Genomic DNA, 26,482 nt, shown 5'->3' on the forward strand with positions numbered 1-26,482 from the left:
ATATTATGAAATCCGTCAAACAAAAATGAATGTTGGTAAGAAGGGAAATAGAGCAAGAAGTTAAATATACAAAAAATTTACAATATGCCCATTGATAAACTAATAATGTTAGCTATAATAAAACTAATACTATTAGTTTTGTGAAGAGGAGGAGCAAGGTTATTAGAATTTAGTTTGTAATTATTACTGTAAAGTTGAACGAACAGATTTATCCTATAATTTTTCAAAAACTTAAAGAGGAGAATCAATAAATGAAAATTTCTAAATATAATCAACTTTATCAACTGACACTATATCCACGTATTTTTCCGATAAATTGTTACCTCTATGAAGAACAACATGAGTGTACATTGATAGATACTGGAATACCGGCTAGCTTTAAAGGCATTGTAGACTTGATGAGAAAACTCGATAAACCTTTGACAAATATTATACTTACTCATCCTCATGGTGATCATGTCGGATCATTGGATTTACTGAAAGAGCATTTTCCGAAAGCAACTGTTTCCATATCAGAAAGAGACAATCGTCTATTACAAGGTGATATGTCATTAGACAAGAACGAACCTCAAACCCCAATTAAGGGCGGATTTAACAAAAAGTTAAAAACAACTGCGGATCAGCTATTAAAAGAAGGAGATCAGATTGGTTCGTTAACAGTAATTGAAACACCGGGGCATACTCCAGGTTCGATTTCATTATGGGATTCAAAAAAATTAACCATTATTGTTGGGGATGCAATGCAAACAAAGGGGAAAATAGCGATAAGCGGACAATTAGTTCCTTTATTTCCATTCCCAGCTTTAGCAACATGGAATAAAGAGATTTCATTGGAAAGTGTAAAAAAAATATACGAATTAAAACCAACTCTTCTTGCAGTGGGACATGGAAAAATAATAGAAAATCCAAACAATTTTATAAATGAAGCAATTATCAATGCAGAAAGAAAATTAGTTAACGTATAGGAGGGTTACTATGCCAAGAGTCGGTCTAGATTTTAATACAATATTGATGACAGCGGTCGAAATTGCAGATCATGAGGGTGTTGAAGCAATAACATTAGCAACCATTGCTAGAAAATTATCTGTAAAACCGCCTTCCTTATTTAATCATACAAGTGGACTGCCGAGTATAAAGAGGGCATTGTCGTTATATGGGTTATCGTTATTATATAAAAAAATTAATAATGCGGTAATGGAAAAACAACAAGACGAGGCTTTGTTTTCAATGGCAACTGCTTACCTAGAGTTTACAAGGGAGCATCCAGGACTATATCAGTTTACAATTCAGGCGCCTGAAAAGGATGATCAAGAATTGGAGATTGCTAGTAACAAGCTGTTACAACTGATTTCTGAAGTTTTATATACGTTCAATATAGCTGAAGAAATGATAATTCATAAGATTCGTGGATTAAGGAGTATTTTACATGGCTTTGCATCATTGGAACAAATGGGTGCCTTTGGATTACCGGTTAAAACAGAAGAAAGCTTTGAACATTTAGTAAGTTCGTATATAAATTCCCTTAATAATTAGAAGTTGAATCGTATAAACTTCTTTAATTTCTCTAGCATTTCATAATTAACTAGTAGGAGAATCTACCTTATTAACAATATTTGAAATCTATCATTTCTCGGGAAATAATGTCGAAATGAAAATAACTTAGTCGATATTTTATGAAAGACAACCATCGTAATTGGAAAATTATTCTGCTAAAGTGAAGAGAAATATTATATAATTATGTATATTTGAATGAAGAATAAATAGAGGGATTATAACCGGAGGAATTATGCGCAAATATCTAGGGGAATTTATGCTGATCATTACAGCAGTTATTTGGGGAAGCGGATTTGTTTTTACTGCAGTATCACTTGATTATTTAACACCTTATCAACTATTAGCGGCTAGATTTTCTATTGGTGTTATCATATTATGCATTGTATTTTACAAGAGACTAAAGAATATACGAAAATCTACAATTATAAAAGGAATTGTTTTAGGTATATTTTTATATTTAGCCTTTCTATTACAAACGATTGGACTTCAATTTACAACGCCTTCAAAAAATGCGTTTATAACAGCAGTAAATGTTGTTATCGTTCCGTTTATAGCCTTTTTTGCATATAAAAGAAGGATTGATAAGTTTGAATTATCTGGAGCCTTTTTGGCTATTATCGGTATAGCCTTTCTATCGCTACAATTCACTACCGAGGTGAATATAGGAGATTTGTTAACCCTTGCTTGTGCTTTTGCCTTTGCATACCAAATTTTTTATACGGCAAAGTATGTTAAAGAGGAAGATCCCATTTTGCTTACAGTTGTTCAAATGGGTGTTGCGGCACTATTAGCTTGGATTGTCGTATTGTTTAGAGGAGAATGGAATTTCTCGTTTGAAATTGAAGGAGTCCTTTCAACTGTTTATTTAGCAGTTTTCTCAACAACATTGGCATATTGCTTACAAACAATTGCACAAAAATTTACAAACGAAACTAAGACGGCAATCATTTTGTCTACTGAAGCATTCTGGGGAATGGTATTCTCAGTAATTCTGTTAAATGAAGTCTTAACATATAGAATGATTATTGGTGCGATTATTATATTAATTGCTATACTTCTTTCAGAAACAAAACTTTCTTTTATAAAAAGGAAGACTTTGAAAGAAAAGAATATCATTCAAAATTAATGAGATTTCGATAATTGAATCAAAATAGAAACGGGCATCGAAACATGTAATGTTGATACCCGTTTTTATTATTATTGAGCTTCAGTATAATAAATGTCTGAAATTACATAATATCCGTTGTCATCGATGGTTATATAATACTCTACAGTTTCAAAATAAGTTGTATATTCACCACTTACATCGTATAAATCATATTCCTCATAAGTAGTGACAATAGCGTATCCATCAAATATGTTAATACCCGTTATTTCTGTATACCAATAATCAAATGTCATATTGGCTTCATAATATGTGCTGATTTGGTCTTCTAGTTCATAATAAGCATTGCTTTCAGTAGAAATCATATCCTGAATCCAGTAAAAATCACCATCATTAATGGACCATTCATAATACTCAAAGAATGATGTAATAAAGCTTAATAATGACTCTTCATCAAAATAATTGCTATAAGTGTTCTGATAATCATTGTAGAAATCGTCATAATTGTTTGTGCCATAATATTGTTCGTACCACTGCCAAAATTCGGAATAATCCTCACCTAAATCATTTTGTGAGTTAGAGTTTGCATAATCCACATAAACATTAACAGCTATAACTTCCTCTGGAGTCATCGGATTGTCAATCCATGTATCAAACTGTGCTGAAACAGAATATAAAGGAATGGCGAATCCAAAGGTTTCATTTTCCGTATAAATTAACGAGTTAATACCAATAACCTTACCAGTGGTCGCATCAAATAATGGTCCACCACTGCTTCCTTGATCGATTTGGGCATCAATTTGATAAAGCTCATCATAAACAAAATTTAATCCTTCAATATGCATTACTCGATTTGTACCAGTTAGGTATCCAAAAGTAGCCGAGTTTTCAAAACCTTGTGGGCTTCCAATAGCAATTACTTCAATTCCAATATCTGAAGTATTCATTTCCATTGGAAGTGGTTCAGTTTCCTCATAATTTTCGCAATAAATCAATGCGATATCTGAAGTATCTGAAATACCAATTACTCGACCTGGATATTCTTGACCTGCACTATTACGAACAAGAACATCAGTATATCCTGCGACAACATGGGCATTTGTTACGATATAGCCACCGTCTTTGTAGAGAAAACCAGATCCAAGTGAATCTTCAGTTAATATAGTGAAGACCTTTGGCATGGATTCCTTAATAATTTGGGTTTTTTCCTTTTCCTCAATAACTTCTTTTTCTTTTTCCTCTTTAGATCCTTTTTGATTTTTGTCTAAAAGAACATCTTGAATATTTGTGTTATTACCAAGATTACCATTAAGACCAAATAAATTACTGTAAAGTAAGTAACCGCCAGCGAATAAACCAACTAATAGTAATACGACAACGATAGAGATAATCCATAATTTCCTATTCTTTTTCCCTTCTTGTGAATGATTGGTATATGAATTGTTAGTTATTTGGAATTGCGAGTTACTGGGCTGTTGAAAGGGCTCGCTACCAGGTGGCTGGAAGAATTGATTATTAGATGGTTGTGACTGTTCATTTGTAGGCTGCTCTACAAACGTATTTTTTGGTTGTTCGACCGCTGGATCAAGAGGTTCATTACTTTGTGGAGATTTAGGGACTTCGTTAAAGAATGAATGTCCACAGTTCGAACAAAATTTAACTCCAGCATCATTTGTTAGTCCACAATTAGGACAAAACATAATCCACCTCCTAAATTTAAAAGTTTTCCAATAAAAAGAAGCTCACTTTGAATCCTTAAAATTTGAAGAAGGAGAAAGAATTTTTACTAAATGGTTTGAAATTTAGGATAACTAGGTAAATGCAAAACGTAAAAGGGGATTTGAAAAGGATAAGAAAATTGTGGGATATTGTTGAATTGATTATGAATATGGAATTACGATAATAAATATTACCTATTTTTATTATATACAGCTCTATATACATAAATGCTAAAGGAGCTCATGGAGTGCTTATAATTTTTTATTTACAAAAAATTTAAAAAAACTGTCCTTTAAATCAGTGTAACGGATGATTTAAAGGACAGTTTTAGTTGATTCTAATATTGATAGTAATAAATATCTGAAATTAGGTAATTCCCATATTCATCTAATATAATTGTATATTCTACATCATACTGATAATATACATAATCACCATTTTCATCGTAGAAATATTCTTCTTCATAAGTAGTTACTAAGGCATAATCATCGTAAATATCAATGCTTGAAATTTCATATAATCCATCATCGAAAATTTCACCTGTACTGCCTTCTACGATGTTTTGTAAATCATTATAAATGTAGCTATCAGGGGATACCATATCTTCTATCCAATAAAAATCTGAATCTTCCATTGCCCATTTATAATATTCAAAGTAAGATTCCATAAAGTAGGTTAATGATGATTCATCGAATAGATATCCATTGTTATTCCAATAGTTGTCATAATAATTATCTTCGTAATAATAGTCTTCTGTATAAGAATCGTCTTCGTAATAATAGTCATCAGTATAAGGATCTTCGTTGGAGTAATCTCCAAAATACTGATCGTAATAATCCCAAAAGCCCGAATAGTCTTCCGTAGTATAATCATCATAACTTGAGTTGTAGGCATAATCATCATACACATTGACTGCTATGACATCATTTGGACTCATAGGGTTACTGATCCAATTATCAAATTGTTCTGCAACCGTATGTAAAGGAATCGAGAATCCGAATGTTTCATTGTTTGTATAAATTAATGAGTTAATACCGATAACTTTTCCAGAGGATGCATCAAATAAAGGTCCACCACTACTACCTTGGTCGATTTGAGCATCGATTTGATAAAGATGATCATACACAAAATTATAACCTTCGATCGCCATTTCACGGTCACTACCAGTCAAATAACCAAATGTAGCTGTGTTTTCAAAACCTTGAGGGCTACCGATAGCAATAACTTCAATGCCTATTTCAGAAGTAGACAATTCTAATGGTAATGGTTCAGTGTCTTTATAAGCCTCTGAATATATTAAAGCGATATCTGAGTAATCTGATAAACCAATCACTTTGCCAATCGACTCTTGTCCAGAGCTATTTCGAACGATTACATCTGAATATCCCGCAACCACGTGGGCGTTTGTTACGATATATCCACCTTTTTTATATAGGAAACCAGAACCCATTCCCTCTTCTGTAAGAATGGTAAATACTTTTGGCATTGACTCCTTAATAATTAATTTGAGTCTTCTCTTTTTCTTCACCCTGCACGGATTGGTTTTCATCATCTTCATTAGTTTCTTTTTCGGTATCAACAGGTGAAGCAATTTGTTCAGTTTTTGGATCTCTATCAAAAGTAGTGGACTTTTGATGATTTAAAACAATAAAGCTAATAGCAAGGATAAGTACAATTAATACAGATGCACCAGAAATAATCCAAACCTTCGCATTACTATTTTTCTTAATTGGTTGATAACGTTGTGCCCCTTGTTGTTGAAGTGGGGGAGTAATAGGATTTTGAAAATGATTAGGTTGCTGAGAACCAAACTGTTGTTCATTGACTTCTGATTGGTTATTTGGTTGTTGATCGCTTTTATAAGGATTTTTTTCTATATCATCATAGTCAAAACCTTTTGGCATTTCATATCGTTGAATTTTATTCTCTTCATTAAATGAATGTACATCCTGCTCTTGGTTTGTAGAAAAAGATGGATCATTATGAGGAGTTTGGGGTTGTATAATCTGATTCATTGGTTGTCCGCAATTAGAACAGAACTTCGCTTCTTTTTCATTATTTTCCCCACATTTTGTGCAAAACACCATTTCCACCTCCCTAAAAATAACAATTAATTCAATTAATTATTAACATTTTACTATTAGGAGTGTATGGTTGTCATTGGTATTCTTATAGAAAGTTATATTAACTATGGGGAAAATATGTAAATCAAATTAATAATTATAATAGCGAATATAGATTGCAACAAAAATAAAAAATTTTGCATAACAATTTTTAGAAAAAACATGAACATGTGGTTTTGAAAAAATGAAAGTTAGAAAAGTGCAGTGATTAAAGAAGTCCATTTTTTATACACAAAATAAAAATAAATATTAGTCATAATGTCATTTGATTTTGGCATGATAAAACCGTACCAAAAAAAATGGAGGTGCTTTTGATGAATAACAACAACAATAATAATCGCACAGTAGCAGGTACAGATATTGAAGAGGTAAAACGTCAAAATGCTGGGTCTAATGCTGGGGCAAATAGCTTCTCAGGAGGAACAACAGCTTCAGGTACAGATATTCAAAAAGTACGTGAGGAAATAGCTCAAGAAGCAGGTCCATTTGGTAAGCCAGCTGCAAATCAACCTTCGTTTGGTGCACAAGGACAAACAGCTTCAGGTACCAATATTCAAAAAGTACGTGAGGAAATAGCTCAAGAAGCAGGTCCATTTAGCAAACCAGCTGCAAGTTCACCTTCGTTTGGTGCACAAGGACAAACAGCTTCGGGTACCAATATTCAAAAAGTGCGCGAAGAAATAGCCCAAGAAGCAGGTCCATTCGGTAAACCAGCTGCAAAACAATCATTCGGTAACCAAACAGTAGCTGGTACTGATATCGAAGAAGTAAAACGCCAAAACGCACAATCGAATCAAAATCAAAATCAATAAATTTTAAATTTTCGCGCTCCGTAATGGGGCGCTTTTTTTGATAGAATTTTCTGTAATTTCTAAATATTGTATTGAAGTACGTAATGTTACATATTAAAATTTATTTATTCTACCAATAAATATTATAAAAAATAAAGGGGGAGTGAAATGGTGGATAAAAATATAAACAAAGAAACAGTAGTTCTACATGCAGATGGGGAATGGAAACAGAAAGAGGGAACAGTAGCACCAGCTATTTACTATACAGCTACATTTTCGGCTAATGATCCAACCGAATTTGCAGAAATGGCAGGTACACCACGCCATGGAAATTATTATACTCGCTACGGAAATCCAGTACATGATCGAGTAATATCCATTATGGCAGAACTTGAAGGAACTGAAACAGCCCTTGTCTCTAGTTCTGGTATGGGTGCTATAGCAACTACATTGTTGTCACTTGTTTCTGCGGGCGATCATGTTATTGCACAAACTCGTCATTATATGAGTACTACAAAAATAATGGACGAGATGCTACCAAGGTTTGGAGTGGAGACAACAGTCGTTGAACAAGCGGATGTTAAAAATTTTGAGGAAGCGATTCGACCAAATACAAAGTTAATTATGATAGAGACACCAGTGAATCCAACGCTAGTAGTGACTGATATAGAGGCCGTGGTAGAATTCGCAAAAAAACATGGCATTCTAGTTGTAGCTGATAATACTTTTGCTTCACCAATAAATCAACGTCCACATGATTTCGGTGTAGATGTAATCGTACATAGTGCAACAAAATATCTAGGTGGTCATCATGATATTACAGCAGGGGTTATTTGTACGAGCAATGAGTTAGCCGAAAAAATTTGGGACACCCATACATCACTTGGTTCGGTATTATCACCAATGGATGCATGGCTACTACTTAGAGGACTTAGAACGTTACCGGTTAGAATGGAGCGTATTAATGAGAATGCTCTTAGACTTGCGAAATTTTTAGAACAATTACCTCAAATTGAAAATGTATATTATCCTGGTTTAGAAAGCCACCCACAACATGGCATTGCAAAAAAGCAAATGAAGGGCTTTGGAGCAGTTATTGCCTTTGCTATAAAAGGTGACTATGCAGCAACTCAACGATTCGTATCATCATTAAAATTAACAACAAATGCTGTAAGTCTTGGAGGAGTTGAATCATTGGCTGTACATACCGCTTCAATGTGGGAAGGTGCATTAAATGAAGAGCAAATGAAAACAGCAGGAATTCCTGTGAATTTTGTTCGCTTTTCTGTAGGTTTAGAGCATATAGAGGATTTAAAAGCGGATGTACTACAGGCATTGAAATCGATATAAAATTTTGACTTTGGAAGTAAGTTTTATGAAACTAGGAACGGACAAATATTGTTAAAGTAAACAATATTTGCCCGTTTAATTTTGGGAGAAATTATTATTTCAATACATCATGATCAACGTAGCGTTCGCCGTTCATTTCGCTTATTATATTAATGGCTACCTTCGCCCCATCTCCAGCAGTAATAATAGTATGAACGCAGACACCGGCACAAGTACCTGCTGCCCAAATACCCTCGATATTTGTTTTACCCAAAAGATCTACATCGAAAATTGTTTTTACTCTTGGTTCAGTGCCAGGTTTTGTTTTAATGCCTACCTGTTCAGCTAAATCCATTAAAAAGCCGGTAGCCAAAATTACATATTTTGCTTCAAATTCTCCATCTTCAGTTTGTAATTTAAAACCTTGTTCAAGCTTTCTAATATTTGTCACTTTTGTCTCAACAAGCTCAGCTCCAAATTTTTTTGCTTGATTAAGACCTGTTTCTACTAAATCTGGTCCAGTAATTTCTGCCACACCATAATGGTTATTTAACATTGCACGCTTTGTTACACCTTGATTACTATCGATGATGATAGTTTTTTTGCCCGCTTTAGCTGTATAAATTGCAGCACTACCTCCAGCAGGGCCTCCACCAATAATAGCTACATCATACATTGAAACATTCCTCCTTATATCAAAATGAAACAATATAATTCTATCAAAAAATATCCTAAATTCCCAAAAAAAGTGATTGGCGGCACATTTGAACAACCTTGATAAAAGTACTACTATTATTATATAAGACTGATAGAATCATGAATTTTTGAGGTGATATAATGGGAAACAGTTTATTATCAATAGATTGGGACTACTTTATTTCCACAGAAAATCAAGAGATTATATCTAATTTAGAAAATGAAAGAACAATAGTAGATGAATGGTATAAAAAATATTTTCAATTGAAATTACAAGGGAAAAACATTCAAAACTCATTTCGCTTATCAAGTGAAGTTGATTCCTTTTGGAATAGGATAAAACAAATTTTCATTTTTAATAAAAATACGAAAGTTTACGTTTCAGATTCGCATGTTTTGTCCTATGATATTGCTAAAAAATTCCAGTGTACTGATGTATACCTTTTTGATGCTCATTCTGATTTAGGCTATGGAGGTTCATTATCCCTAGATGTAAATTGCGCAAATTGGCTCGGTTTTCTTCTGAAAGAACAAGTAGTGAAAAGTGCAAACATCATTTATAGTCCTTTTACAAAAGAAAAACCTGAATTTTTTAAGCATTATAATAGAGTATTTGACATCAAGTACTTAGAAATTCAGGATTTACATAATAAAGTAAACACAGCAGTTATTCATATTTGTCGTTCTGGAGCATGGACACCACCATGGTATGATCAAAACTTCGTAAAATTTTTAAATGCTTTAGGATTAGAATATCAATTTATAAATTGTCCTGTACGGCGATGGAAACCAAATAATTTAAATTTCGCTGATCAAATCCAGTATCTTTTAGCCTGATTTTCTTCGTATAAGCTCAAATTCATAGAACAAACTATTTTTAAAGGAGTGTGTTTTATGAATAAAGATTCCATCCCTGAATCAAAAAAAGTTTTTGCAGATTTACCTCCACAAGAAAAACCCGACATGGTTGACTCTGAAAATATTAGCCTTTTTGATTTACACGAGGATATGCAGACGGTAGATGCGATTCCTATTGTAGAGCTAAATAAACGAGTGAAAACAGAAGGCGATGAACTATTGGAAGAAGTATGGAGAAAAGAATCTCCAGATGAAAAGAAACATTCTTAGGAAATATATCTTATTTGAGGCTGGGACATAAAGAGAAAAGTACAATCCATTTTAAAATGCGGATTGTACTTTTTTGATATAGAACCGTTCGTTTCCGAGGCAGGCTTCGCTTTCCGCGGGCGAGCGGTGAGCCTCCTCGAGCTTTGCGAGGCCACTGAAAAACTTACGTTTTTCTATAATTTTTGATTACTCTAAAAAAACAGGCATTTTTTATTCTATAAATTGAATAAAAAATGCCTGTTTCTTAGTGTATTACCTTATTCTTTTTCACTCTTTTCGCTAATAATCTTGAGAATTCTCTTGAGATTGACTGCAAATATCGCTGTTGCTGCTTGAATTTGCATGCCAAATAGACCCGCGGATGTTGCTACATCATGCCCGTGTCTATTTTTTAATTCACTATTTTTCGCTTCTATTTTATAGCGAGTAGCTGCTATTTTTTTAAATTCCTCCGAATTTTGAAATGCTTCTTGATTCTTATGTTCCGTTGATTTAATTGTCACATGATAAGTTTTTGTTTTTGCCCCTTCTTTATAACATCCATCACGCAACGGACATATCTTACACTTATTTATATCAAACAAATATTTCATTCTTGGGTTTTTATCTGTTCTATTTTCAAATTTCTTTTTGATTGCCATATGTCCAGCAGGACATATATACATGCCTGCATCTTTATTAAACTCGAATTCATCCTCTTTTTTTCTAGTACCTCTTGAAGTAACGGGGTGTAATTTAGAAACTAACACTATATTTCTATTTTTTGTATATTTAATATTATCTTTTTCCGAGTACGCTGTATCACCAATTACTGTATCAATTTCTACTCCTGCTTGTTCGCTCTTTCTGATTAAGTCCTGAAGATACTTTCCATCACTTTTTTCTCCTGTTGTAATTACTGCAGCTGTGATAATTCGTTCATCACACATTGCAATATGCGATTTATAGCCAAAAAATGATGAGTCCTCTGTTTTATGTCCAACACGTGCATCTAAATCCGTTGAATAGCTAAGATGTTCTGTAAAATCTGTAACTACTTCTTTTAACATATTTAATTTTTCAGTCACTGATGGAATTACAGTAAATTTTGACTCTTTTTCAATTACACTAATGAGCTGATGACAATAATCTAATTCATCTTTTACTTCGTTAGAAGTAGTTTTTGGTGGGAATTTTCCTTTTATCGATTCATCGATTTGATAGGCTGCTTTACGTAGATTTTTTGATTTTTCTTGTAAAAATTCTTTTGGTGATTTGTCATTATAACGCGCTTTGGTATGTGTAGCATCCACAATAATGGTTTTACTCTTAATGATTTCTTTTTCCAAGGCAATCTCAACTGTTTTTCCAATTAGCAAATCTAATAAGCCCTCATCAGGGAGACGTAGCTTGCGGAACTTTGTTAAAGAGCTTGGATTAATTACTGAATCTTCCGGCGCCATGTTAAGGAAATATTTAAATGACATATCGTATTTAGAACGTTCAACTACATCGACATCTGACAAATCAAAAATTGACTTAAGTAATAAATATTTAAACATACGAATTGGAGGAACTGCGTTCCGTCCGTTATCAAGACAATATTTCATTTTTAATTCTTCGAGTATAAACGTAAAATCTACGAGCTCATTAATTTGACGAAGTATATTATCTTTTGGCACAACTATATCGTATATTGCCAAAAATGGGCTAAGATTGAGAGATTCTTGGTTCGAAATCATTTGGCTATCACCTACACATAATTAATACCTCAATTATAATTTAAAAAGGCAGTAGAAAGTTTGAAAAATTGAACTTTCTACTGTCTTATAAAAGTTAGACTTTTTCAGTGGCCTCAGCTTTGCTCTGCGGGGTCTCACCACTGCTCTTACATCCCGCAGGAGTCTTCGCCTACCTCTCCAACGAACGACTTTCAAAAAAGTGGTGAACAAATATTTACTATTCTTTCTTGTGTCTACTTGTTCGTAGTTTACTTTTGTCTCAGCCTCATTTTTCATTTCTGTAATGTAAAAATATTATTATCAACCACTTGTTTTTAGGGGAAGGAATTTGATATGACAGTAGATATGTATGTATACTTATTATCGTATAAAATATGTGTTAAACTAACTTCTATACTAAATTTAACTAAAGTGAGCTGAGATTTAATGGAGCAACCATTTTTACCGATATTACTAGGTTCAGATATGAACGCATATGGAATGGCGAGAGCCTTCTATGAAGCATATGGAATTAAACCGCTTGTATTAGGGCGTTCTCATTTAACTGCAACTCAAGATAGTAGTATTTTAAATTTCAAAGAAATCGCCAATTTAAATCAACAAGATGTATTTGTACCTGCTCTTGAAAAAATTGCAAAACAATATAGTGATAAAAAATTATTGCTACTTGCATGTGGCGATGATTATGCAAAGCTAATTATTAAAAATAAACCAGCATTACAACAATATTTTACAGTCCCATATATAGATGAAGCATTAATGGACAAGATTTTATTAAAAGAAAACTTTTACAAAATGTGTGAGAAGTACGAGTTCAAATACCCAGGCACTACAACAGTGACTGCTGAAAACTATAAAGATTTCACACCACCATTTGAATATCCAATTATTTTAAAGGCTTCTAACTCGGTAGCGTATTGGGCATGCAGTTTCCCAGGGAAAAAGAAAGTATTTGTTGCCCATGATGAAGAAGAAAAATCTGCAATTTTAAAGGCGATTTATAGTTCAACATATCAAGATACAATGATTGTTCAAGAATTTATCCCAGGTGATGACTCTTACATGAGAGTGATGAATGCTTATGTAGGAAAAGACGGAAAAGTAAAATTAATGTGTCTTGGTAACCCTATTTTAGAAGAACATTCTCCTGAAGGAATCGGAAGCTATGCGGCAATCATTACAACATTCGATGAAAAATTAATGGATAAAGTTCGTTTTTTCTTAGAAGATATTGGTTATACGGGCTTTGCGAACTTTGATATGAAATTCGACGCTCGAGATGGCGAATACAAATTATTTGAGATTAACTTGCGAAACGGTCGTTCTAGTTATTACGTAACAGCTGCAGGCTATAACTTAATGAAATACGTTGCAGATGATCATATGTTGAACATTAATCAAGAACTAACATATGCTAACAATAAGCATTTATGGATGATCATCCCAAAAGGTGTACTTTTTAAATATGCTTCAAATGAAAAGCTGAAACTTGAAGCAAAAAAATTGATTCGAGATGGCAAATGGACAAATTCGCTCTTCTTTAAAGAAGATATGAATTTCAAGCGTTGGATAAAATTAACGCTAAATAATTTAAATTATTACCGTAAATATAAGAAATACTTTAATAAAAAAGGTTTGGCAGAATAAATGAAAAGAAAAACATTAGGAATTATTGGTGGCGTCGGTCCGCTTGCGACCATGTTTTTAGGTGAAATGATTGTTCGTTTGACAAAAGCATCGAAGGATCAGGAACATGTACACACAATTATTGACAACGATACAACAATTCCTGATCGAACAGCCTATATCTTAAATAAGTCAGAGGAAAATCCTGTACCATATTTAGTGAATGATGCAAAAAAATTAGCATCTCATGGTGCGGATGTCATTTGTATCCCTTGTAATACAGCTCATACATTTTATGATGAGTTGCAAGCTTCATCACCAGTACCAGTTATTCATATGATACGTGAAACAGCAAAAAGAGCTGGTGAAGTAGGAGCAAAAAGAGTGGGGATATTAGCTACTGATGGTACTTTAGCAGCCGGTGTCTATCAGCGTGCCTTAATCGAGGAAGATATACAACCAATTATTCCTGATTCATTTACACAAAAAGAAGTCATGTCTGTAATTTATGATTTTGTTAAAGCTGGTTTAGATGTAGAACCAGAGAAATGGAGTCAAATAGAACATGCAATGATTCAGTTAGGTTGCGAAAAAGTGATATTAGGTTGTACAGAACTGTCGATCGTTAATAAAGAGTTGAAATTAAGCAATTTTTATATTGATTCTTTATTCGTACTTGCAGAACGAGCAATACTAACATGTGGGTATGAAATAAACAAAAAAGGACAAATGAATACTATTCGAGTATAAGAACCGAAAAGGTTAATTCGAGAGATAAATACTTTCGAATTAACCTTTTTAATATGATTAGCCTTCGTGTATTTTATGTCGAATATGGTACACTAAACACGAAGAAGTAAAGGTGGGAAAAACATGTCGGTTATTAATTTATTAGATGAAACATTACAAAGTAAATGGAAATTTGAAACGACAATGAAGGTACAGGATGAAATGATTCCTGCAATGATTGAAGGAAAGGATATTGTTGCAGAATCTCCAACAGGCTCAGGAAAAACACTAGCCTATGTGTTACCTATTTTAAATAAAGTGGATGGGCGAAAAAAACAGACACAAGCATTAATAGTTGCACCATCACAAGAATTGGCAATGCAAATTGTAGAGGTAATTCGAGAATGGATTAGTGGAACAGATATCACAGTACAACAGCTTATTGGTGGTGCAAATTCTGCTCGTCAAATTGAAAAATTAAAGAAAAAACCAACAATTGTTGTTGGAACACCAGGTCGATTAAACGAATTAGCCAAGGCCAATAAATTAAAACTAAAAGAAGTTGAGACGATTGTTCTTGATGAATGTGACCAGTTGTTAAGTCGCGATTATCGAGTAGTGGTAAAGTCTTTTATTGAAGGTGCAGCTTACGGGCGACAGGTAGTTGTTGTATCTGCAACAATTACAGATGAAATTAAACTTGTTGCAAGTCGTATGATGTTTGAACCCGTTCATATTCAAATCAAGCCTGAAGATATGGTGAAAGTCGGTAAGGTGATTCATTCATTTATTAAAGTAGATGAACGTGATAAAACCGATATTCTAAGAAGGCTAGCAAATATAGAGGGCTTACGAGGATTAGCATTTAGTAACAATGTGGATCAAGTGATTATGAAAGAATCAAAATTAAAATATCATGATGCGAAGGTCGTTACATTGCATGCAGATATGAAAAAGGAAGAAAGAAAAAAAGCGTTAGATTCTTTTCGTAAGGGAGAGGCAAGGATTCTTATTGCAACGGATTTGGCTGCACGAGGGCTTGATATTGAAGGATTGACTCATGTTATTCACGTAGATGTGCCACATACTATTGAACAATATTTGCATCGATCAGGTCGTACAGGACGTGCGGGAGCAGATGGTGAGGTTTTAACTTTACTCTCTTATAAAGATGAGAAAATTTATAAAAAGTTAACTAGAGAATTAAATGTAAAACCAGTTCAAAAGATGTGGTACAAAGGAAAACTGGAGGAAGGTAATTCAAAAACGATTGAAAAGAGAGGGTAAAGGCATGAATTTTAACGAAAAACTAGAACAATATGCAGAGCTGGCTGTAAAAGTAGGAGTTAATATTCAAAAAGGTCAATACCTATTAATTAATACATCAACTGAAGCATTAGAATTTGCACGCATTGTTGTAAAAAAAGCCTATGAAGCTGGTGCAGGAAGAGTTCAAGTAAATTTATCGGATCCTTATTTCACCCGTTCTTTTTATGAAATGGGTAGGGAAGAAGAATTTAGCCACTTTCCAAAATGGATTACTGCTCAACGAGATGAAGTAATCGATCGAAAAGGCGCACTATTATGGATTGATGCAGATGATCCTGATATGCTCTCAGGTATACCAGTATCAAGAATTTCTGCGTATCAAAAAGCATCTGGTCAAGCTTTAGTTCGTTATCGTAAAGCAATCATGAATGATGATATTGCTTGGTCTATCATCGCTGTACCGTCAAAACCATGGGCAAAAAAAGTATTTCCCAACCTTCCTGAGGATGAACAAGTTTCTGCACTTTGGGAAGCGATTTTCAATACTGTCCGAATAGGTGAAGAAAGCGCCGTTGATAAATGGCGTGAGCATATTAAAAATTTAGAAAATCGTGCCACAAAGTTGAATGAATTAAAGTTCTCTAAACTACATTATAAAGCTCCGGGAACAGACTTAACCATTGAGTTACCTACAAAACATATTTGGTCATGTGGAAGCAGTAAAACGCCAGAAGGGGTTACCTTTATAGCGAATATGCCAACAGAAGAAGTATTTACATTACCTCACAAATATGGAGTAAATGGGTTTGTTAGCAATACAAAGCCATTAGCTTATCAAGGAAACATCATCGATCAATTTAAGTTAACCTTTGAAGACGGGAAAATTGTAAAAGCGGAAGCAGAAATAGGGAATGATTTATTGCAGGAGCTTATTCACAGTGATGAAAACTCATGCTATTTAGGTGAAGTAGCTTTAGTTCCTCACGAATCACCGATTTCAACTTCAGGTATTTTATATTACAATACATTATTTGATGAAAATGCATCCAACCATTTAGCAATTGGAGAAGCCTATCCGACTTGCTATGAAGGTGGTCGCGACATAGACGAAAGTCAATTTGATGAGTTAGGTATTAATAAGTCTATTACCCATGAAGATTTTATGATTGGCAGTAGTGAAATGGATATTGATGGTATATTACCTGATGGAACTATTTTACCGATTTTTAGAAAAGGGAACTGGGCATTTTAAAATTAAAAGAGCATGTAGAACTGTCTAACAAAAAATATTAGACAGTTTTTTCTTTTTACTGGAAAAAATCTATATTAATTGGTAATATTTTTACAATAGATTTTAGCGAACGTTTGTACGTGATTTGTAGTTTTTTAATGGTGAAAAATGATAGAATATTTATATGAAAAATAGGAGGTCAAACGATGAAAATCTTTCATACCGCAGATTGGCATTTAGGGAAGCTTGTTCAAGGTGTTTATATGACCAAAGAGCAGGAATATGTATTAAATCAATTTATACAGGCCATTGATGAAGAACAGCCAGATGTCGTGATTATTGCAGGGGATTTATACGATCGTGCTGTTCCTCCTGTAGAAGCAGTAAATTTACTCGATTCTGTACTAGCAGAGATTATACTAAAAAGAAAAATTCCTGTACTTAGCATCGCAGGGAATCATGATAGTCCAACCCGAGTTGGATTCGGCCATCAAATACTTAAGGGGAGTGGCCTATATATTTCTGGTGAACTAACTGAAAATATAGAGCCGATTATTCTTCATGATGAATTTGGAGAAGTTCATTTCTATTTAGTTCCCTATACAGAACCATCAACAGTAAAAAATATATATCAGGATGACTCTATATCTAATTTTAATGAAGCGATGCAAAAAGTGATTGAGCGGATAGAACAAAATATGGACAAGTCTAAACGTCATGTATTTATTGGACATGCTTTTGTGACACCTCATGGAGAAATGGAAGAAAATACGAGTGATTCAGAAAGACCATTATCAATTGGTGGATCGGAATATGTCAGTGCAGAGCATTTCAAACCATTTCATTATACGGCGTTAGGACATTTGCATAAGGCTCATTACGTATTAAACGAAACTATTCGTTATTCAGGTTCGCCTTTAAAATATTCTTCATCCGAAGCAAATCATGAAAAGGGTTTTCTAGTTGTAGACTTAGATGAAAAGGGACAAGTACTCGTTTCAAAAAGAACATTCCAACCACGAAGAGATCTACGAATAGTAGAAGGCACCCTTCAAGATATATTAAAACATGAAGTAAGCGAAGATTATGTTTTTGTACGTTTACTTGATATTACGCCAGTAGTGGGGGCTATGGAACAAATACGAACGGTATACCCGAATGCGATGCACGTTGAGCGTAAAACGATACAACAAAATATAATAATCGGAGAAAATGTAACGGAACAAAGAGCACAGCTAGATGATTTAAGTTTGTTTAAAGCCTTCTACAATGAAATTGTAGGAACGGAGCCATCTGAAAGTACGGAAAAGCTATTCCGTGAAGTACTAGCTGAAATGTTAAGGGATGAACGTGAAAGTAAAGAGATGGTGATCAGTAAATGAAGCCTATAAAATTAACGATGCGTGCTTTTGGACCTTACAAAAGAGAAGAAATTATTGATTTTACGAGATTGCATGATAATCGACTATTCGTCATTTCTGGAACAACAGGCGCAGGAAAAACAACAATTTTTGATGGTATTTGTTTTGCTTTATATGGACAAGGTAGTGGATCAGATCGAAAAGATACTAAAATGCTAAGAAGTGACTTTGCAGAAGACGATGTCCATACGGCTGTTGAGCTAGTGTTTGAAATACACGATAAAACCTATCGGGTGCTACGTCAATTACCCCACGTAAAAAAAGGGAGAAAAGCTGCAACAGGCGAAAAATATGAGCTATTTGAAATTCAAGAAAATGGTTTGGAAGTAGCTGCTGTTGAAAGACAAAAAGTAACGGATATTAACCAAAAGATTGTTGAAATTATCGGCTTAACCTATGACCAATTTAGCCAAATTGTAATGCTTCCACAGGGGGAATTTCGAAAACTATTAACATCACAAACTGAAAATAAAGAGGAAATCCTCAGAAAAATATTTAAAACAAATCGTTATGGTGAAATGGCACAAAAACTAGAAGTGAAAAAACAACAAGCTGAACAACAATTAAATAAAGCGCAGGTCATAAAGAATAGTTATATAGAACAAATATCAGGAGCTTTACCAAGACGGGATTCTCATCTTTTTTCTGTTCTAGATAAACAATCGAATATCTATCAAATACAAGATGCTTTGAGGGAAGAACTTTCCTATTATCAAGAAAAAATCATCGAGGATTATGGATTATACGAGAAAGCATTTGAATTGCATAAACAAAAGTATGATTTATTTGTTACAAATAAATCATTAAACGATCGAATCGATAACTACGAAAAAAATGTAATAAAGTTAACAGAGCTTCAACAGCAAAATCCCTTATATGAAAGAATGAAGTTTGAATATGACGCTGCAATAAGGGCAAGCCAAATTGAGCCAATCTATCAACAGCTTTTAATAGTTGAAAGTGAGAGAGATACCCAACAACAAAAGCTAGAACAAGTAACAAGACAATTAGAGCTTGCAAAACAAAAGCTAGCACATTCAAAGTTAAAATATGAAAGTGAACAAAATAATCATAGTAAACGAGAGGCAGCATTAAAAAAAGTTCTGGATTTAGAAAAGCTAATTCCTGCCTTTGAGGAAATTGAAAAACTACAAAAGCTTGTTGCATCGATTGAAGAGGAAACAGTTCAACATAAAGAGAAAATATCACAACTAGAAAATCAGCTTCAATATAAAAAAGGTCTGCGCGGGCAACTGAATGCGACTATTGAACAGCTAGAGTTAAACACAGAGAAGATTCAAGAGATTGTTGATGAGCAAAATAGTCTAAAAGAAATTATTCAACTATTTAATCAATATAGTGAATTTCAAAAGAAATTAACATTACTAAATGAACAATATGAACAAGTGCTAAAAAATTTCGAAAATGCAAAAGAACATTATGAAATCGAAGAACTGAAGTGGTTAAATAATCAAGCCTCTATTTTAGCGGCGAAATTATCACCTGGAGAGCCATGTCCAGTTTGCGGAAGTGTAGAACATCAAATCGTAAATCGTGACCATGCGGAAATTGTAGACGAAAAAGTACTAAAACAGTTAAAAGCTACATTGTCAAAGGTTGAACAAAGTAAATTTGAATATCAAGCAACCATCCATGCCACTAATACACAATTAGAAAATATAAAACATACTCTACAAAGTAATAATGTGAAAATTGAAGACCAAGCTTTATTACTTGAAAAATATAATGAAGTTACCCTAAAACTCAAGAGGCTACAAAAAGAAATTGAACTTCTTTCAACAAAACGAAAACAATTAAAAGATGTTTTACAAGAGGAACAGACGCTTGAATCACAATTTAAATTGTGGGAGCAGCAGTATAACGAAAAAAATAATCAACACATACAACAAAAAACGATATTAGAACTAAAACAATTATCGATTCCTGTTGAATTGAAGACGCTTAGTGAACTACAGCGGGCATTACATGTAGCTTTAAAAAATAAAACTGAGCTTGAGCAACAGTGGGAAATTGCTCAAAAGCAATACCAATCTTCCCTAACAGAGGTCGCTACTACTGAAGAAAACTTAAAGCTCACTTCACTGCGAGTAGAGGAAGCTATCGAAAATCTAAAAAAACACGAATCACAATTTAGGGACGCTTTAAACAGTGCTAGATTTGAAAGTATCGATGACTTTATTCGATCAAAACGTACTGAATTAGAACAGAAACATTTATATGATCAATACTTAAAATTTACGAAGGTACTTCATTCATTAACTGAACAAGTAAAAATAGAAAAAGAACAATTAGATGGTAAGGAAAAAATAGATTTAAAAGAAGCGCAAGAGGAACTAGACGGATTAAAAAGGGATTATGAAAGAGCACATCAAATACTAAATGAATCAAAAAATATTGAACAAATTTGTTTAGATTATCTAAACAAGCTTCAACACATCGGACAAGAAATTGTTGACCTTGAAGAAACTTCGAATCAAATCGTTGATTTATATAATGTATTACGCGGTCAAAACAACAAAAAAGTTTCATTTGAACGGTATGTTCAGATGGGCTATTTAGAGCAAATAACTGAAGCTGCCAACATACGATTAAAAAACCTATCAAATGGTCAGTTTTATCTCCAGTGCTCAGATAGACAGGAATCTCACGGACGTCAAAGCGGATTAAGCTTGGATGTTTATGATACGTATACTGGTCAATCTAGGGACGTGAAATCATTATCAGGTGGAGAAAAGTTTAATGCTTCATTATGTCTTGCTTTAGGGTTAGCAGACGTTATACAAAGCTATCAGGGAAATGTAAGAATAGATACAATGTTTATAGATGAAGGGTTCGGATCTCTTGATGAGGAATCGCTGATGAAAGCTATCGATACATTAATCGATTTACAAAAATCAGGGAGAATGATTGGTGTAATTTCTCACGTTGCCGAATTAAAAGCAGCTATGCCAGCCATTCTTCAAGTAGAGAAATTAAAAGAAGGTTATAGTAAAACGTCAATTATTTTAAAATAAGTAAAACGAGTCCAACTTTTCTGGACTCGTTTTATTGTACATAAGTATTTTGACGAAAAACTCGAACTGCTTGGACTAAATTCCAAACAACAATTGCAGAGGATATGATGAAATAAATAAACATCCAGATCATAAAGTTTGTAAAGTAAGATGGGGTATAGACAGCACCGTTAACAGCTCCATTAAATGTAAATAAGCTCATTAATGCGAATATTGATATAGCAGCCCCTAAAACGGTTGGAATTAGATGAGAAATAGATGCACGCTTAGCATGATATTTTACTTCCTTCTCTTTGGAAACAAAGAACAAAATGATTGGAAGTAAAAAAGGTGCAAATAGAATACTTACATAACTAAGGGCGGATAAGGTCTTTGGATTAAACATATAACTCCTCCAATCAGAAAAGCTTAAATTTATTAATGAGTATTTCATAATACATTTATTGGTTAATTTGTTAAGTTCTATTCCGAATATTATTTAAATGATTAAAACGAAGCAGACTCGCCTAATCTCTTTACTCCATGTGTGGTATATTATATAGAGAGATTGTAAATAGGAAGGAACATTAACATGATTGTTAGAACACAAGAAGAATTAGAAGCGTTAAAAAAAATCGGTCGAATTTGCGCTGAGATAAGAGATGCATTAAAAGAAGCTACAAAGCCTGGTATCACAACAAAGGAACTAGATGAAATTGCAGGCCGCATGTTTGAAGAAGCAGGAGCAATTTCAGGACCAAAAGGCGAATATGACTTCCCTGGCTATACGTGTATCAGTGTTAATCATGAAGTGGCACACGGTATTCCTGGTAGTAAAGTGATAAAAGAAGGCGATATTGTTAATATTGATGTCTCCGGATCAAAAGATGGCTATTTTGCTGATACAGGAATTTCCTTTGTAGTGGGAGAAGGATACGAAGAAAAAGAGAAGCTATGTAAAGTAGCTAAATCCGCCTTTGATCGTGCAATGACAAAGGTTAAAGCTGGTTCAAAATTAAATCAAATTGGTAAGGCCGTTGAACGTGAAGCGAAGGATAATGGCTTACATGTTATTATGAACTTAACAGGTCATGGTATAGGAAAATCCCTTCACGAAGCACCAGATCACGTTTTAAATTATTTTGATGCATGGGATAACACAATTATGAAGGAAGGCATGGTATTAGCTGTAGAGCCCTTCATTTCTGAAAAAGCTGAACATATCGTAGAGTTAGGTGATGGTTGGACGTTTATCACTCCAGATAAGTCTCTTGTTGCTCAAATTGAACATACAGTTATTGTGACTAAAGATAAACCAATCCTTATTACGAAAATTGATTAATAAAAAATCCTGTCCCTCGATTTGAACTGCACCCCCAATTGTTAGTTATGTCTAACAATTGGGGTGCGGTTCAAATTATTTCGAGGGGCCAGGATTTTTTTTAATAAATATGATACCGGCGATCATAACACCACTTAAAAACAATGCTGCAGTAGATACTAAAAGTTCATCAAAACCATTTGAAATCGCAATTCCTACATAACACCAAATAAATACAAGTGGAGAAACAATATCATGATGATGATAGCGTAGATGCATCATGATAGCGACTCCTAACGTCATTAGTAATACAGCCCATAAAGCTTTGCTTAAACCAAAACCATTCCATTCTATATGTACTAATAGATAACAAAAATATAAAATGAATAAAAAGAGAGTCCAACTAAAATACATTGCAATAGGATAACGTAATTGAATTGCCTCTTTCTTTAATGGATAAGTCAAATAAAGTAAAAATAGCAAAATAAGCTGTAACCCCATTAGGATTAATGAAATTATGAATTGTTCATTGTGCCAAAAAATAATAGACGAAATTTGAAATAGTACAATAAAGACCGTTAAAAACACTTGCATAGATGTAATTGGGTGTTGATTTCCTTTATAGAATTGGAAATATTTAAATACCCAGATGATAAGAAAGGCAAAAAGAACAATCCAAAATAAAAAGACGTAATTAGAAGGTGCGAATAAAACAGGTAAACGATTAAGAATTTCTACAGTAGAAACACCATTCCATTGTAGCCAAAATGCATTAATCGTAAATAATAAACCTACAATGATGGATAGCGATAAGATGATTAACCGAACCATAGTTGTTCACCCCTTTCTATAGAAATTATATACATATAAATATTATTCAACAACAAATTCCAATAACATACAAATTTTTGTAAAATAAAATCATACTATATGCAGAGGTGAGAGTGTTGGGAAGAATTGAAGAACTGGATTTATCAAAGTCGATGGAGAAAAAAGAATATAAAAAAGAGTTAAAGCAATTACAGTATGAAATGCTAAATATTCAACAATTTCTATTTAAAAATAAAATAGGACTCATTTTAGCTTTTGAAGGAATGGACGCTGCTGGAAAAGGTGGGGCCATAAAAAGATTGACACAAAGACTGGATCCCAGAGGACTTATCGTTCATCCGATTTCTGCACCACAACAACATGAAAAAAGATATCATTATTTACAGCGATTTTGGAGAAAGCTTCCTCAACACGGTCAAATAGGTATATTCGATCGCTCTTGGTACGGTAGAGTATTAGTCGAAAGAATTGAAGGGTTTGCAACAACCGATGAATGGAAAAGAGCCTATGAGGAAATCAATTCATTTGAAAAAACATTAACTGATGAAAGTTATATTCTTCTTAAATTTTGGATTCATATCGATAAAGATGAGCAATTAAAAAGATTTCATGATCGTTTAAATGATCCATATAAACAATGGAAACTAACAGAAGAAGATTGGCGTAATCGCGATAAATTTGATGATTATACTAAATGTGCAAACGAAATGTTCGCAAAAACTCATCATAAACACGCACCATGGGTTGTGATACCAGGAAATAATAAGCAATATGCACGCATAAAAGTATTAAGGGAAACAATTACATTCGTTAAGGAAGAGCTAAATCGTCGGGGGTTACCAATCGATGAGAACATGATAAGCCTAGATGGGGATCAAAACCAAGAGCAAGAATAGAGACTCTGTGTTAATGCCGTTAAATTTTGGATAGTAATGGGGAATGTAAACCTCTAACATAAAGAAAGGCACGGATAGGGTGATACGATGGTGAGGAAATTTCTTAATTTACTTCAGAGAAAAGGTGATCAAGTGGTTAGAATCGAAGGTGATCGATGCTATTTAAGGACATTCATAGAGTCTGATGCGAGGAGTCTTTCTGAGTTATTAACAAACAATAAGTATTATTGGGCACAATACGAACCATTACATGATGATTATTTTTATACAGAGGATGCGCAATTACGAAAAATATTAGAAAGTATGCAGTTAATGCGAGTAAACAGAGAATATTCCTTTGGTATTTACACAAAAGGACGAAATCAACTAATTGGGCATATTTCTCTGTATGCCATTAAAAGATTGCCATATTCAAGTGCATTTATAGGTTATTCTATTGACGAACGCTTTACGAAAAAAGGAATAGCAACGGAAGCTGTGAATCACCTTATACATTTTGCATTTAATGAATTAAATCTACACCGCATTGAAGCTTATGTATCACCTAAAAATATTGGATCTATCAAAGTATTAGAACGTGCAAAATTCGTCAAAGAAGGGCTATTAAGAAAGCTGCTATATATTAATGGAGTATGGGAAGATCACTACATGTATTCTATTTTACAAGAGGATTATAATTTTTAAAAAAGTGGGTAGGACATAAATTAAAAAAAGATTGTAATTTTGGGATAGAGTACCGTTCGTTTCCATTGCAGACTCCGTGCATCCAGGGCGTGACTTGAGCCTTCTCCTCGCTTCGCTCATGCGGGGTCTTGGGCTTGGTCACAGCTCTTTTTTGCACCGAATTTAAATAGGATTAGGTAGTGAAAAAATATCATTTTTCTTAGAGCAGTTCTAAGAAATTTTTCTTTTGTCCCACCCTCTTAGATTTTAATTACTTATCAAATTCTTTTAAATACTCATCGCCGTTTGTGATTAAGTCGAGTTTACCTGTATTTGGATCCATTACTAAACCATGGACAGGAATTCCGTTTGGCATTAATGGGTGGTTGCGGATTAAGTCTACGCTTTTTTGAATACTTGTAGTTACATCTCCAAAACCTCTTAACCATTCTACTAAATCAATTCCAGAATACTTCACGATGTTAATAATATCTTTATTAACACCTCGATCAATCATTTTATCAATCATTTTATGAGGATCTACCGCACTCATACCACAATCATGATGACCAATTACATAAACTTCCTCTGCTTTAAGCTCATAGAGAGCAACTAATATACTTCTGATAACAGCGCCGAAAGGATGATTGACGATCGCTCCAGCACTTTTGACAATCTTAACATCCCCATTTCGCATATTCATAGCCTTTGGCAAAAGCTCTACAAGTCGAGTGTCCATGCATGTTAAAATGACAATTTTTTTGTCTGGAAACTTTGATGTTATATATGGCTCATACTGCTTGAATTTAACAAATGATTCATTGAAATTCAGGATTTCATTTAGTGAAGACATTAGCATTACACCCCATAAAAATTTTTTATCCCGCATATTTAGGGATGAAACCTGTACTCTAGGTTTCATTTTATATAATATACCAGTTCAACTTAAAAAAAGTCGACAAAACTCGTTTGTGAATTTTGTCGACTTTATTAATTATAGTCTTTCAGTTGGTTTTGGATCAATTACTACTGAAGAATGTGAATCAAGTCCAACACGTAAATAGTGAATGAACATACACATGCTAATCATTAAAACTGTGAAGAATCCAAGTACAGTTGAAATAAATAAGCCCACTGTTCAAACCCCTTTCTAATAAGCAAGTAGTCTATGAACAGTATACTATAAATTTCTTTGAAAAAGATAGGTAAATCAGAAAAAACTCTTTCCAATATTCAGCATGGGAGAATAGGAATGGACAAAATTAAGGTACTGTCAATATTTTTGTGTAAATGACTTTTCAACTTCTCAAGGTAG

Annotated in this window: 25 protein-coding genes; 16 read left to right on the forward strand and 9 right to left on the reverse strand. The window is 33.6% G+C overall.

Going from position 1 to position 26,482, the window contains the following annotated elements; translation table 11 throughout:
- Positions 1-251: 251 nt before the first annotated feature.
- The 3 genes from CD30_RS08525 to CD30_RS08535 all read left to right on the forward strand — a co-directional run bounded on the left by CD30_RS08525 (position 252) and on the right by CD30_RS08535 (position 2,680).
- Positions 252-965, forward strand: a complete 714-nt coding sequence (locus tag CD30_RS08525; protein ID WP_036175281.1) for an MBL fold metallo-hydrolase — start codon at positions 252-254, stop codon at positions 963-965.
- Positions 966-975: 10 nt separating this feature from the next.
- Positions 976-1,533 (forward strand): TetR-like C-terminal domain-containing protein, encoded by a 558-nt coding sequence (locus CD30_RS08530; protein WP_036175286.1) that lies wholly within the window; start codon positions 976-978, stop codon positions 1,531-1,533.
- 253 nt (positions 1,534-1,786) lie between these two features.
- Positions 1,787-2,680 carry a DMT family transporter gene (locus CD30_RS08535; RefSeq protein ID WP_036175289.1) on the forward strand — a complete coding sequence of 298 codons (894 nt, stop codon included), beginning with the start codon at positions 1,787-1,789 and terminating at the stop codon, positions 2,678-2,680.
- 71 nt (positions 2,681-2,751) lie between these two features.
- Here the strand turns inward: CD30_RS08535 and CD30_RS08540 are convergent, their stop codons facing one another.
- The 3 genes from CD30_RS08540 to CD30_RS19445 all read right to left on the reverse strand — a co-directional run bounded on the left by CD30_RS08540 (position 2,752) and on the right by CD30_RS19445 (position 6,462).
- Entirely contained in the window at positions 2,752-4,359 is a 1,608-nt protein-coding gene (locus CD30_RS08540; protein ID WP_052126104.1) for a trypsin-like peptidase domain-containing protein, read from the reverse strand.
- A 356-nt stretch (positions 4,360-4,715) separates the two neighbouring features.
- On the reverse strand, positions 4,716-5,864 hold the full coding sequence (locus tag CD30_RS08545; RefSeq protein WP_052126105.1) for a S1C family serine protease: 1,149 nt from the start codon (positions 5,862-5,864) through the stop codon (positions 4,716-4,718).
- Positions 5,865-5,871: 7 nt separating this feature from the next.
- Positions 5,872-6,462: a zinc ribbon domain-containing protein gene (locus CD30_RS19445; protein WP_211254625.1), complete on the reverse strand. Its 591-nt coding sequence runs from the start codon at positions 6,460-6,462 to the stop codon at positions 5,872-5,874.
- A 353-nt stretch (positions 6,463-6,815) separates the two neighbouring features.
- On the opposite strand from CD30_RS19445, the gene CD30_RS08550 reads away from it, so the two are divergent.
- Both CD30_RS08550 and CD30_RS08555 read left to right on the forward strand, forming a co-directional pair.
- Positions 6,816-7,313, forward strand: coding sequence for a gamma-type small acid-soluble spore protein (locus CD30_RS08550; protein WP_052126107.1), 498 nt, complete (start codon positions 6,816-6,818; stop codon positions 7,311-7,313).
- 150 nt (positions 7,314-7,463) lie between these two features.
- Positions 7,464-8,642, forward strand: a complete 1,179-nt coding sequence (locus CD30_RS08555) for a trans-sulfuration enzyme family protein (RefSeq protein WP_235802027.1) — start codon at positions 7,464-7,466, stop codon at positions 8,640-8,642.
- 94 nt (positions 8,643-8,736) lie between these two features.
- On the opposite strand, the gene CD30_RS08560 is transcribed toward CD30_RS08555, so the two are convergent.
- Positions 8,737-9,297: an FAD-dependent oxidoreductase gene (locus CD30_RS08560; RefSeq protein ID WP_036175295.1), complete on the reverse strand. Its 561-nt coding sequence runs from the start codon at positions 9,295-9,297 to the stop codon at positions 8,737-8,739.
- A 161-nt stretch (positions 9,298-9,458) separates the two neighbouring features.
- Between CD30_RS08560 and CD30_RS08565 the strand changes: the two genes are divergently transcribed.
- Both CD30_RS08565 and CD30_RS08570 read left to right on the forward strand, forming a co-directional pair.
- Positions 9,459-10,154, forward strand: coding sequence for a hypothetical protein (locus CD30_RS08565; RefSeq protein WP_036175298.1), 696 nt, complete (start codon positions 9,459-9,461; stop codon positions 10,152-10,154).
- Between the two features lie 57 nt (positions 10,155-10,211).
- Positions 10,212-10,445, forward strand: coding sequence for a hypothetical protein (locus tag CD30_RS08570; RefSeq protein WP_036175301.1), 234 nt, complete (start codon positions 10,212-10,214; stop codon positions 10,443-10,445).
- Positions 10,446-10,702: 257 nt separating this feature from the next.
- Here CD30_RS08570 and CD30_RS08575 read toward each other — a convergent pair whose 3' ends face one another.
- The gene (locus CD30_RS08575) at positions 10,703-12,166 is read right to left on the reverse strand and encodes an IS1182 family transposase (RefSeq protein WP_036175304.1); all 1,464 of its coding nucleotides are present in this window, start codon (positions 12,164-12,166) and stop codon (positions 10,703-10,705) included.
- Between the two features lie 426 nt (positions 12,167-12,592).
- Between CD30_RS08575 and CD30_RS08580 the strand changes: the two genes are divergently transcribed.
- The 6 genes from CD30_RS08580 (at position 12,593) to CD30_RS08605 (ending at position 21,477) form a co-directional block, all read left to right on the forward strand.
- Positions 12,593-13,813, forward strand: coding sequence for a carboxylate--amine ligase (locus tag CD30_RS08580; protein WP_036175307.1), 1,221 nt, complete (start codon positions 12,593-12,595; stop codon positions 13,811-13,813).
- On the forward strand, positions 13,814-14,542 hold the full coding sequence (gene cuyB, locus CD30_RS08585) for a cysteate racemase (RefSeq protein WP_036175310.1): 729 nt from the start codon (positions 13,814-13,816) through the stop codon (positions 14,540-14,542).
- A gap of 123 nt (positions 14,543-14,665) precedes the next feature.
- Complete coding sequence (locus CD30_RS08590; protein WP_036175314.1) at positions 14,666-15,808, forward strand: DEAD/DEAH box helicase; 1,143 nt, start codon at positions 14,666-14,668, stop codon at positions 15,806-15,808.
- A gap of 4 nt (positions 15,809-15,812) precedes the next feature.
- Positions 15,813-17,042, forward strand: coding sequence for an aminopeptidase (locus CD30_RS08595; RefSeq protein ID WP_036175367.1), 1,230 nt, complete (start codon positions 15,813-15,815; stop codon positions 17,040-17,042).
- A gap of 185 nt (positions 17,043-17,227) precedes the next feature.
- The gene (locus tag CD30_RS08600; RefSeq protein ID WP_036175317.1) at positions 17,228-18,403 is read left to right on the forward strand and encodes an exonuclease SbcCD subunit D; all 1,176 of its coding nucleotides are present in this window, start codon (positions 17,228-17,230) and stop codon (positions 18,401-18,403) included.
- Entirely contained in the window at positions 18,400-21,477 is a 3,078-nt protein-coding gene (locus CD30_RS08605) for an AAA family ATPase (RefSeq protein WP_036175319.1), read from the forward strand. The genes CD30_RS08600 and CD30_RS08605 overlap by 4 nt, the downstream gene beginning before the upstream one ends.
- A gap of 31 nt (positions 21,478-21,508) precedes the next feature.
- On the opposite strand, the gene CD30_RS08610 is transcribed toward CD30_RS08605, so the two are convergent.
- Positions 21,509-21,862: a hypothetical protein gene (locus CD30_RS08610; protein WP_036175321.1), complete on the reverse strand. Its 354-nt coding sequence runs from the start codon at positions 21,860-21,862 to the stop codon at positions 21,509-21,511.
- Between the two features lie 186 nt (positions 21,863-22,048).
- On the opposite strand from CD30_RS08610, the gene map reads away from it, so the two are divergent.
- On the forward strand, positions 22,049-22,798 hold the full coding sequence (map, locus tag CD30_RS08615; protein ID WP_036175324.1) for a type I methionyl aminopeptidase: 750 nt from the start codon (positions 22,049-22,051) through the stop codon (positions 22,796-22,798).
- Between the two features lie 75 nt (positions 22,799-22,873).
- Here the strand turns inward: map and CD30_RS08620 are convergent, their stop codons facing one another.
- Positions 22,874-23,608, reverse strand: coding sequence for a hypothetical protein (locus CD30_RS08620; protein WP_036175327.1), 735 nt, complete (start codon positions 23,606-23,608; stop codon positions 22,874-22,876).
- A 113-nt stretch (positions 23,609-23,721) separates the two neighbouring features.
- On the opposite strand from CD30_RS08620, the gene CD30_RS08625 reads away from it, so the two are divergent.
- Both CD30_RS08625 and CD30_RS08630 read left to right on the forward strand, forming a co-directional pair.
- The gene (locus tag CD30_RS08625; RefSeq protein WP_170933647.1) at positions 23,722-24,504 is read left to right on the forward strand and encodes a polyphosphate kinase 2 family protein; all 783 of its coding nucleotides are present in this window, start codon (positions 23,722-23,724) and stop codon (positions 24,502-24,504) included.
- A gap of 87 nt (positions 24,505-24,591) precedes the next feature.
- Positions 24,592-25,188: a GNAT family N-acetyltransferase gene (locus CD30_RS08630; protein WP_170933648.1), complete on the forward strand. Its 597-nt coding sequence runs from the start codon at positions 24,592-24,594 to the stop codon at positions 25,186-25,188.
- A gap of 250 nt (positions 25,189-25,438) precedes the next feature.
- Here CD30_RS08630 and CD30_RS08635 read toward each other — a convergent pair whose 3' ends face one another.
- Entirely contained in the window at positions 25,439-26,020 is a 582-nt protein-coding gene (locus CD30_RS08635; protein WP_036175332.1) for a beta-class carbonic anhydrase, read from the reverse strand.
- A gap of 141 nt (positions 26,021-26,161) precedes the next feature.
- The gene (locus CD30_RS20090) at positions 26,162-26,302 is read right to left on the reverse strand and encodes a hypothetical protein (protein ID WP_156962302.1); all 141 of its coding nucleotides are present in this window, start codon (positions 26,300-26,302) and stop codon (positions 26,162-26,164) included.
- Positions 26,303-26,482 lie beyond the last annotated feature (180 nt).

The organism is Ureibacillus massiliensis 4400831 = CIP 108448 = CCUG 49529, assembly GCF_000772965.1.
Lineage (GTDB): Bacteria > Bacillota > Bacilli > Bacillales_A > Planococcaceae > Ureibacillus > Ureibacillus massiliensis.

Excerpts from the sequence above, each read along its gene's own strand:
- cuyB (WP_036175310.1), top strand. The coding sequence starts at position 13,814 with ATGAAAAGAAAAACATTAGGAATTATTGGTGGCGTCGGTCCGCTTGCG.
- CD30_RS08575 (WP_036175304.1), bottom strand. The coding sequence starts at position 12,166 with ATGATTTCGAACCAAGAATCTCTCAATCTTAGCCCATTTTTGGCAATA.
- CD30_RS08590 (WP_036175314.1), top strand. The coding sequence starts at position 14,666 with ATGTCGGTTATTAATTTATTAGATGAAACATTACAAAGTAAATGGAAA.
- CD30_RS08535 (WP_036175289.1), top strand. The coding sequence starts at position 1,787 with ATGCGCAAATATCTAGGGGAATTTATGCTGATCATTACAGCAGTTATT.
- CD30_RS08610 (WP_036175321.1), bottom strand. The coding sequence starts at position 21,862 with ATGTTTAATCCAAAGACCTTATCCGCCCTTAGTTATGTAAGTATTCTA.
- CD30_RS08570 (WP_036175301.1), top strand. The coding sequence starts at position 10,212 with ATGAATAAAGATTCCATCCCTGAATCAAAAAAAGTTTTTGCAGATTTA.
- CD30_RS08530 (WP_036175286.1), top strand. The coding sequence starts at position 976 with ATGCCAAGAGTCGGTCTAGATTTTAATACAATATTGATGACAGCGGTC.
- CD30_RS08595 (WP_036175367.1), top strand. The coding sequence starts at position 15,813 with ATGAATTTTAACGAAAAACTAGAACAATATGCAGAGCTGGCTGTAAAA.
- CD30_RS08600 (WP_036175317.1), top strand. The coding sequence starts at position 17,228 with ATGAAAATCTTTCATACCGCAGATTGGCATTTAGGGAAGCTTGTTCAA.
- CD30_RS08525 (WP_036175281.1), top strand. The coding sequence starts at position 252 with ATGAAAATTTCTAAATATAATCAACTTTATCAACTGACACTATATCCA.
- CD30_RS08545 (WP_052126105.1), bottom strand. The coding sequence starts at position 5,864 with ATGCCAAAAGTATTTACCATTCTTACAGAAGAGGGAATGGGTTCTGGT.
- CD30_RS08605 (WP_036175319.1), top strand. The coding sequence starts at position 18,400 with ATGAAGCCTATAAAATTAACGATGCGTGCTTTTGGACCTTACAAAAGA.
- CD30_RS08620 (WP_036175327.1), bottom strand. The coding sequence starts at position 23,608 with ATGGTTCGGTTAATCATCTTATCGCTATCCATCATTGTAGGTTTATTA.
- map (WP_036175324.1), top strand. The coding sequence starts at position 22,049 with ATGATTGTTAGAACACAAGAAGAATTAGAAGCGTTAAAAAAAATCGGT.
- CD30_RS08540 (WP_052126104.1), bottom strand. The coding sequence starts at position 4,359 with ATGTTTTGTCCTAATTGTGGACTAACAAATGATGCTGGAGTTAAATTT.
- CD30_RS08560 (WP_036175295.1), bottom strand. The coding sequence starts at position 9,297 with ATGTATGATGTAGCTATTATTGGTGGAGGCCCTGCTGGAGGTAGTGCT.
- CD30_RS08630 (WP_170933648.1), top strand. The coding sequence starts at position 24,592 with ATGGTGAGGAAATTTCTTAATTTACTTCAGAGAAAAGGTGATCAAGTG.
- CD30_RS08635 (WP_036175332.1), bottom strand. The coding sequence starts at position 26,020 with ATGTCTTCACTAAATGAAATCCTGAATTTCAATGAATCATTTGTTAAA.
- CD30_RS08565 (WP_036175298.1), top strand. The coding sequence starts at position 9,459 with ATGGGAAACAGTTTATTATCAATAGATTGGGACTACTTTATTTCCACA.
- CD30_RS08550 (WP_052126107.1), top strand. The coding sequence starts at position 6,816 with ATGAATAACAACAACAATAATAATCGCACAGTAGCAGGTACAGATATT.
- CD30_RS08580 (WP_036175307.1), top strand. The coding sequence starts at position 12,593 with ATGGAGCAACCATTTTTACCGATATTACTAGGTTCAGATATGAACGCA.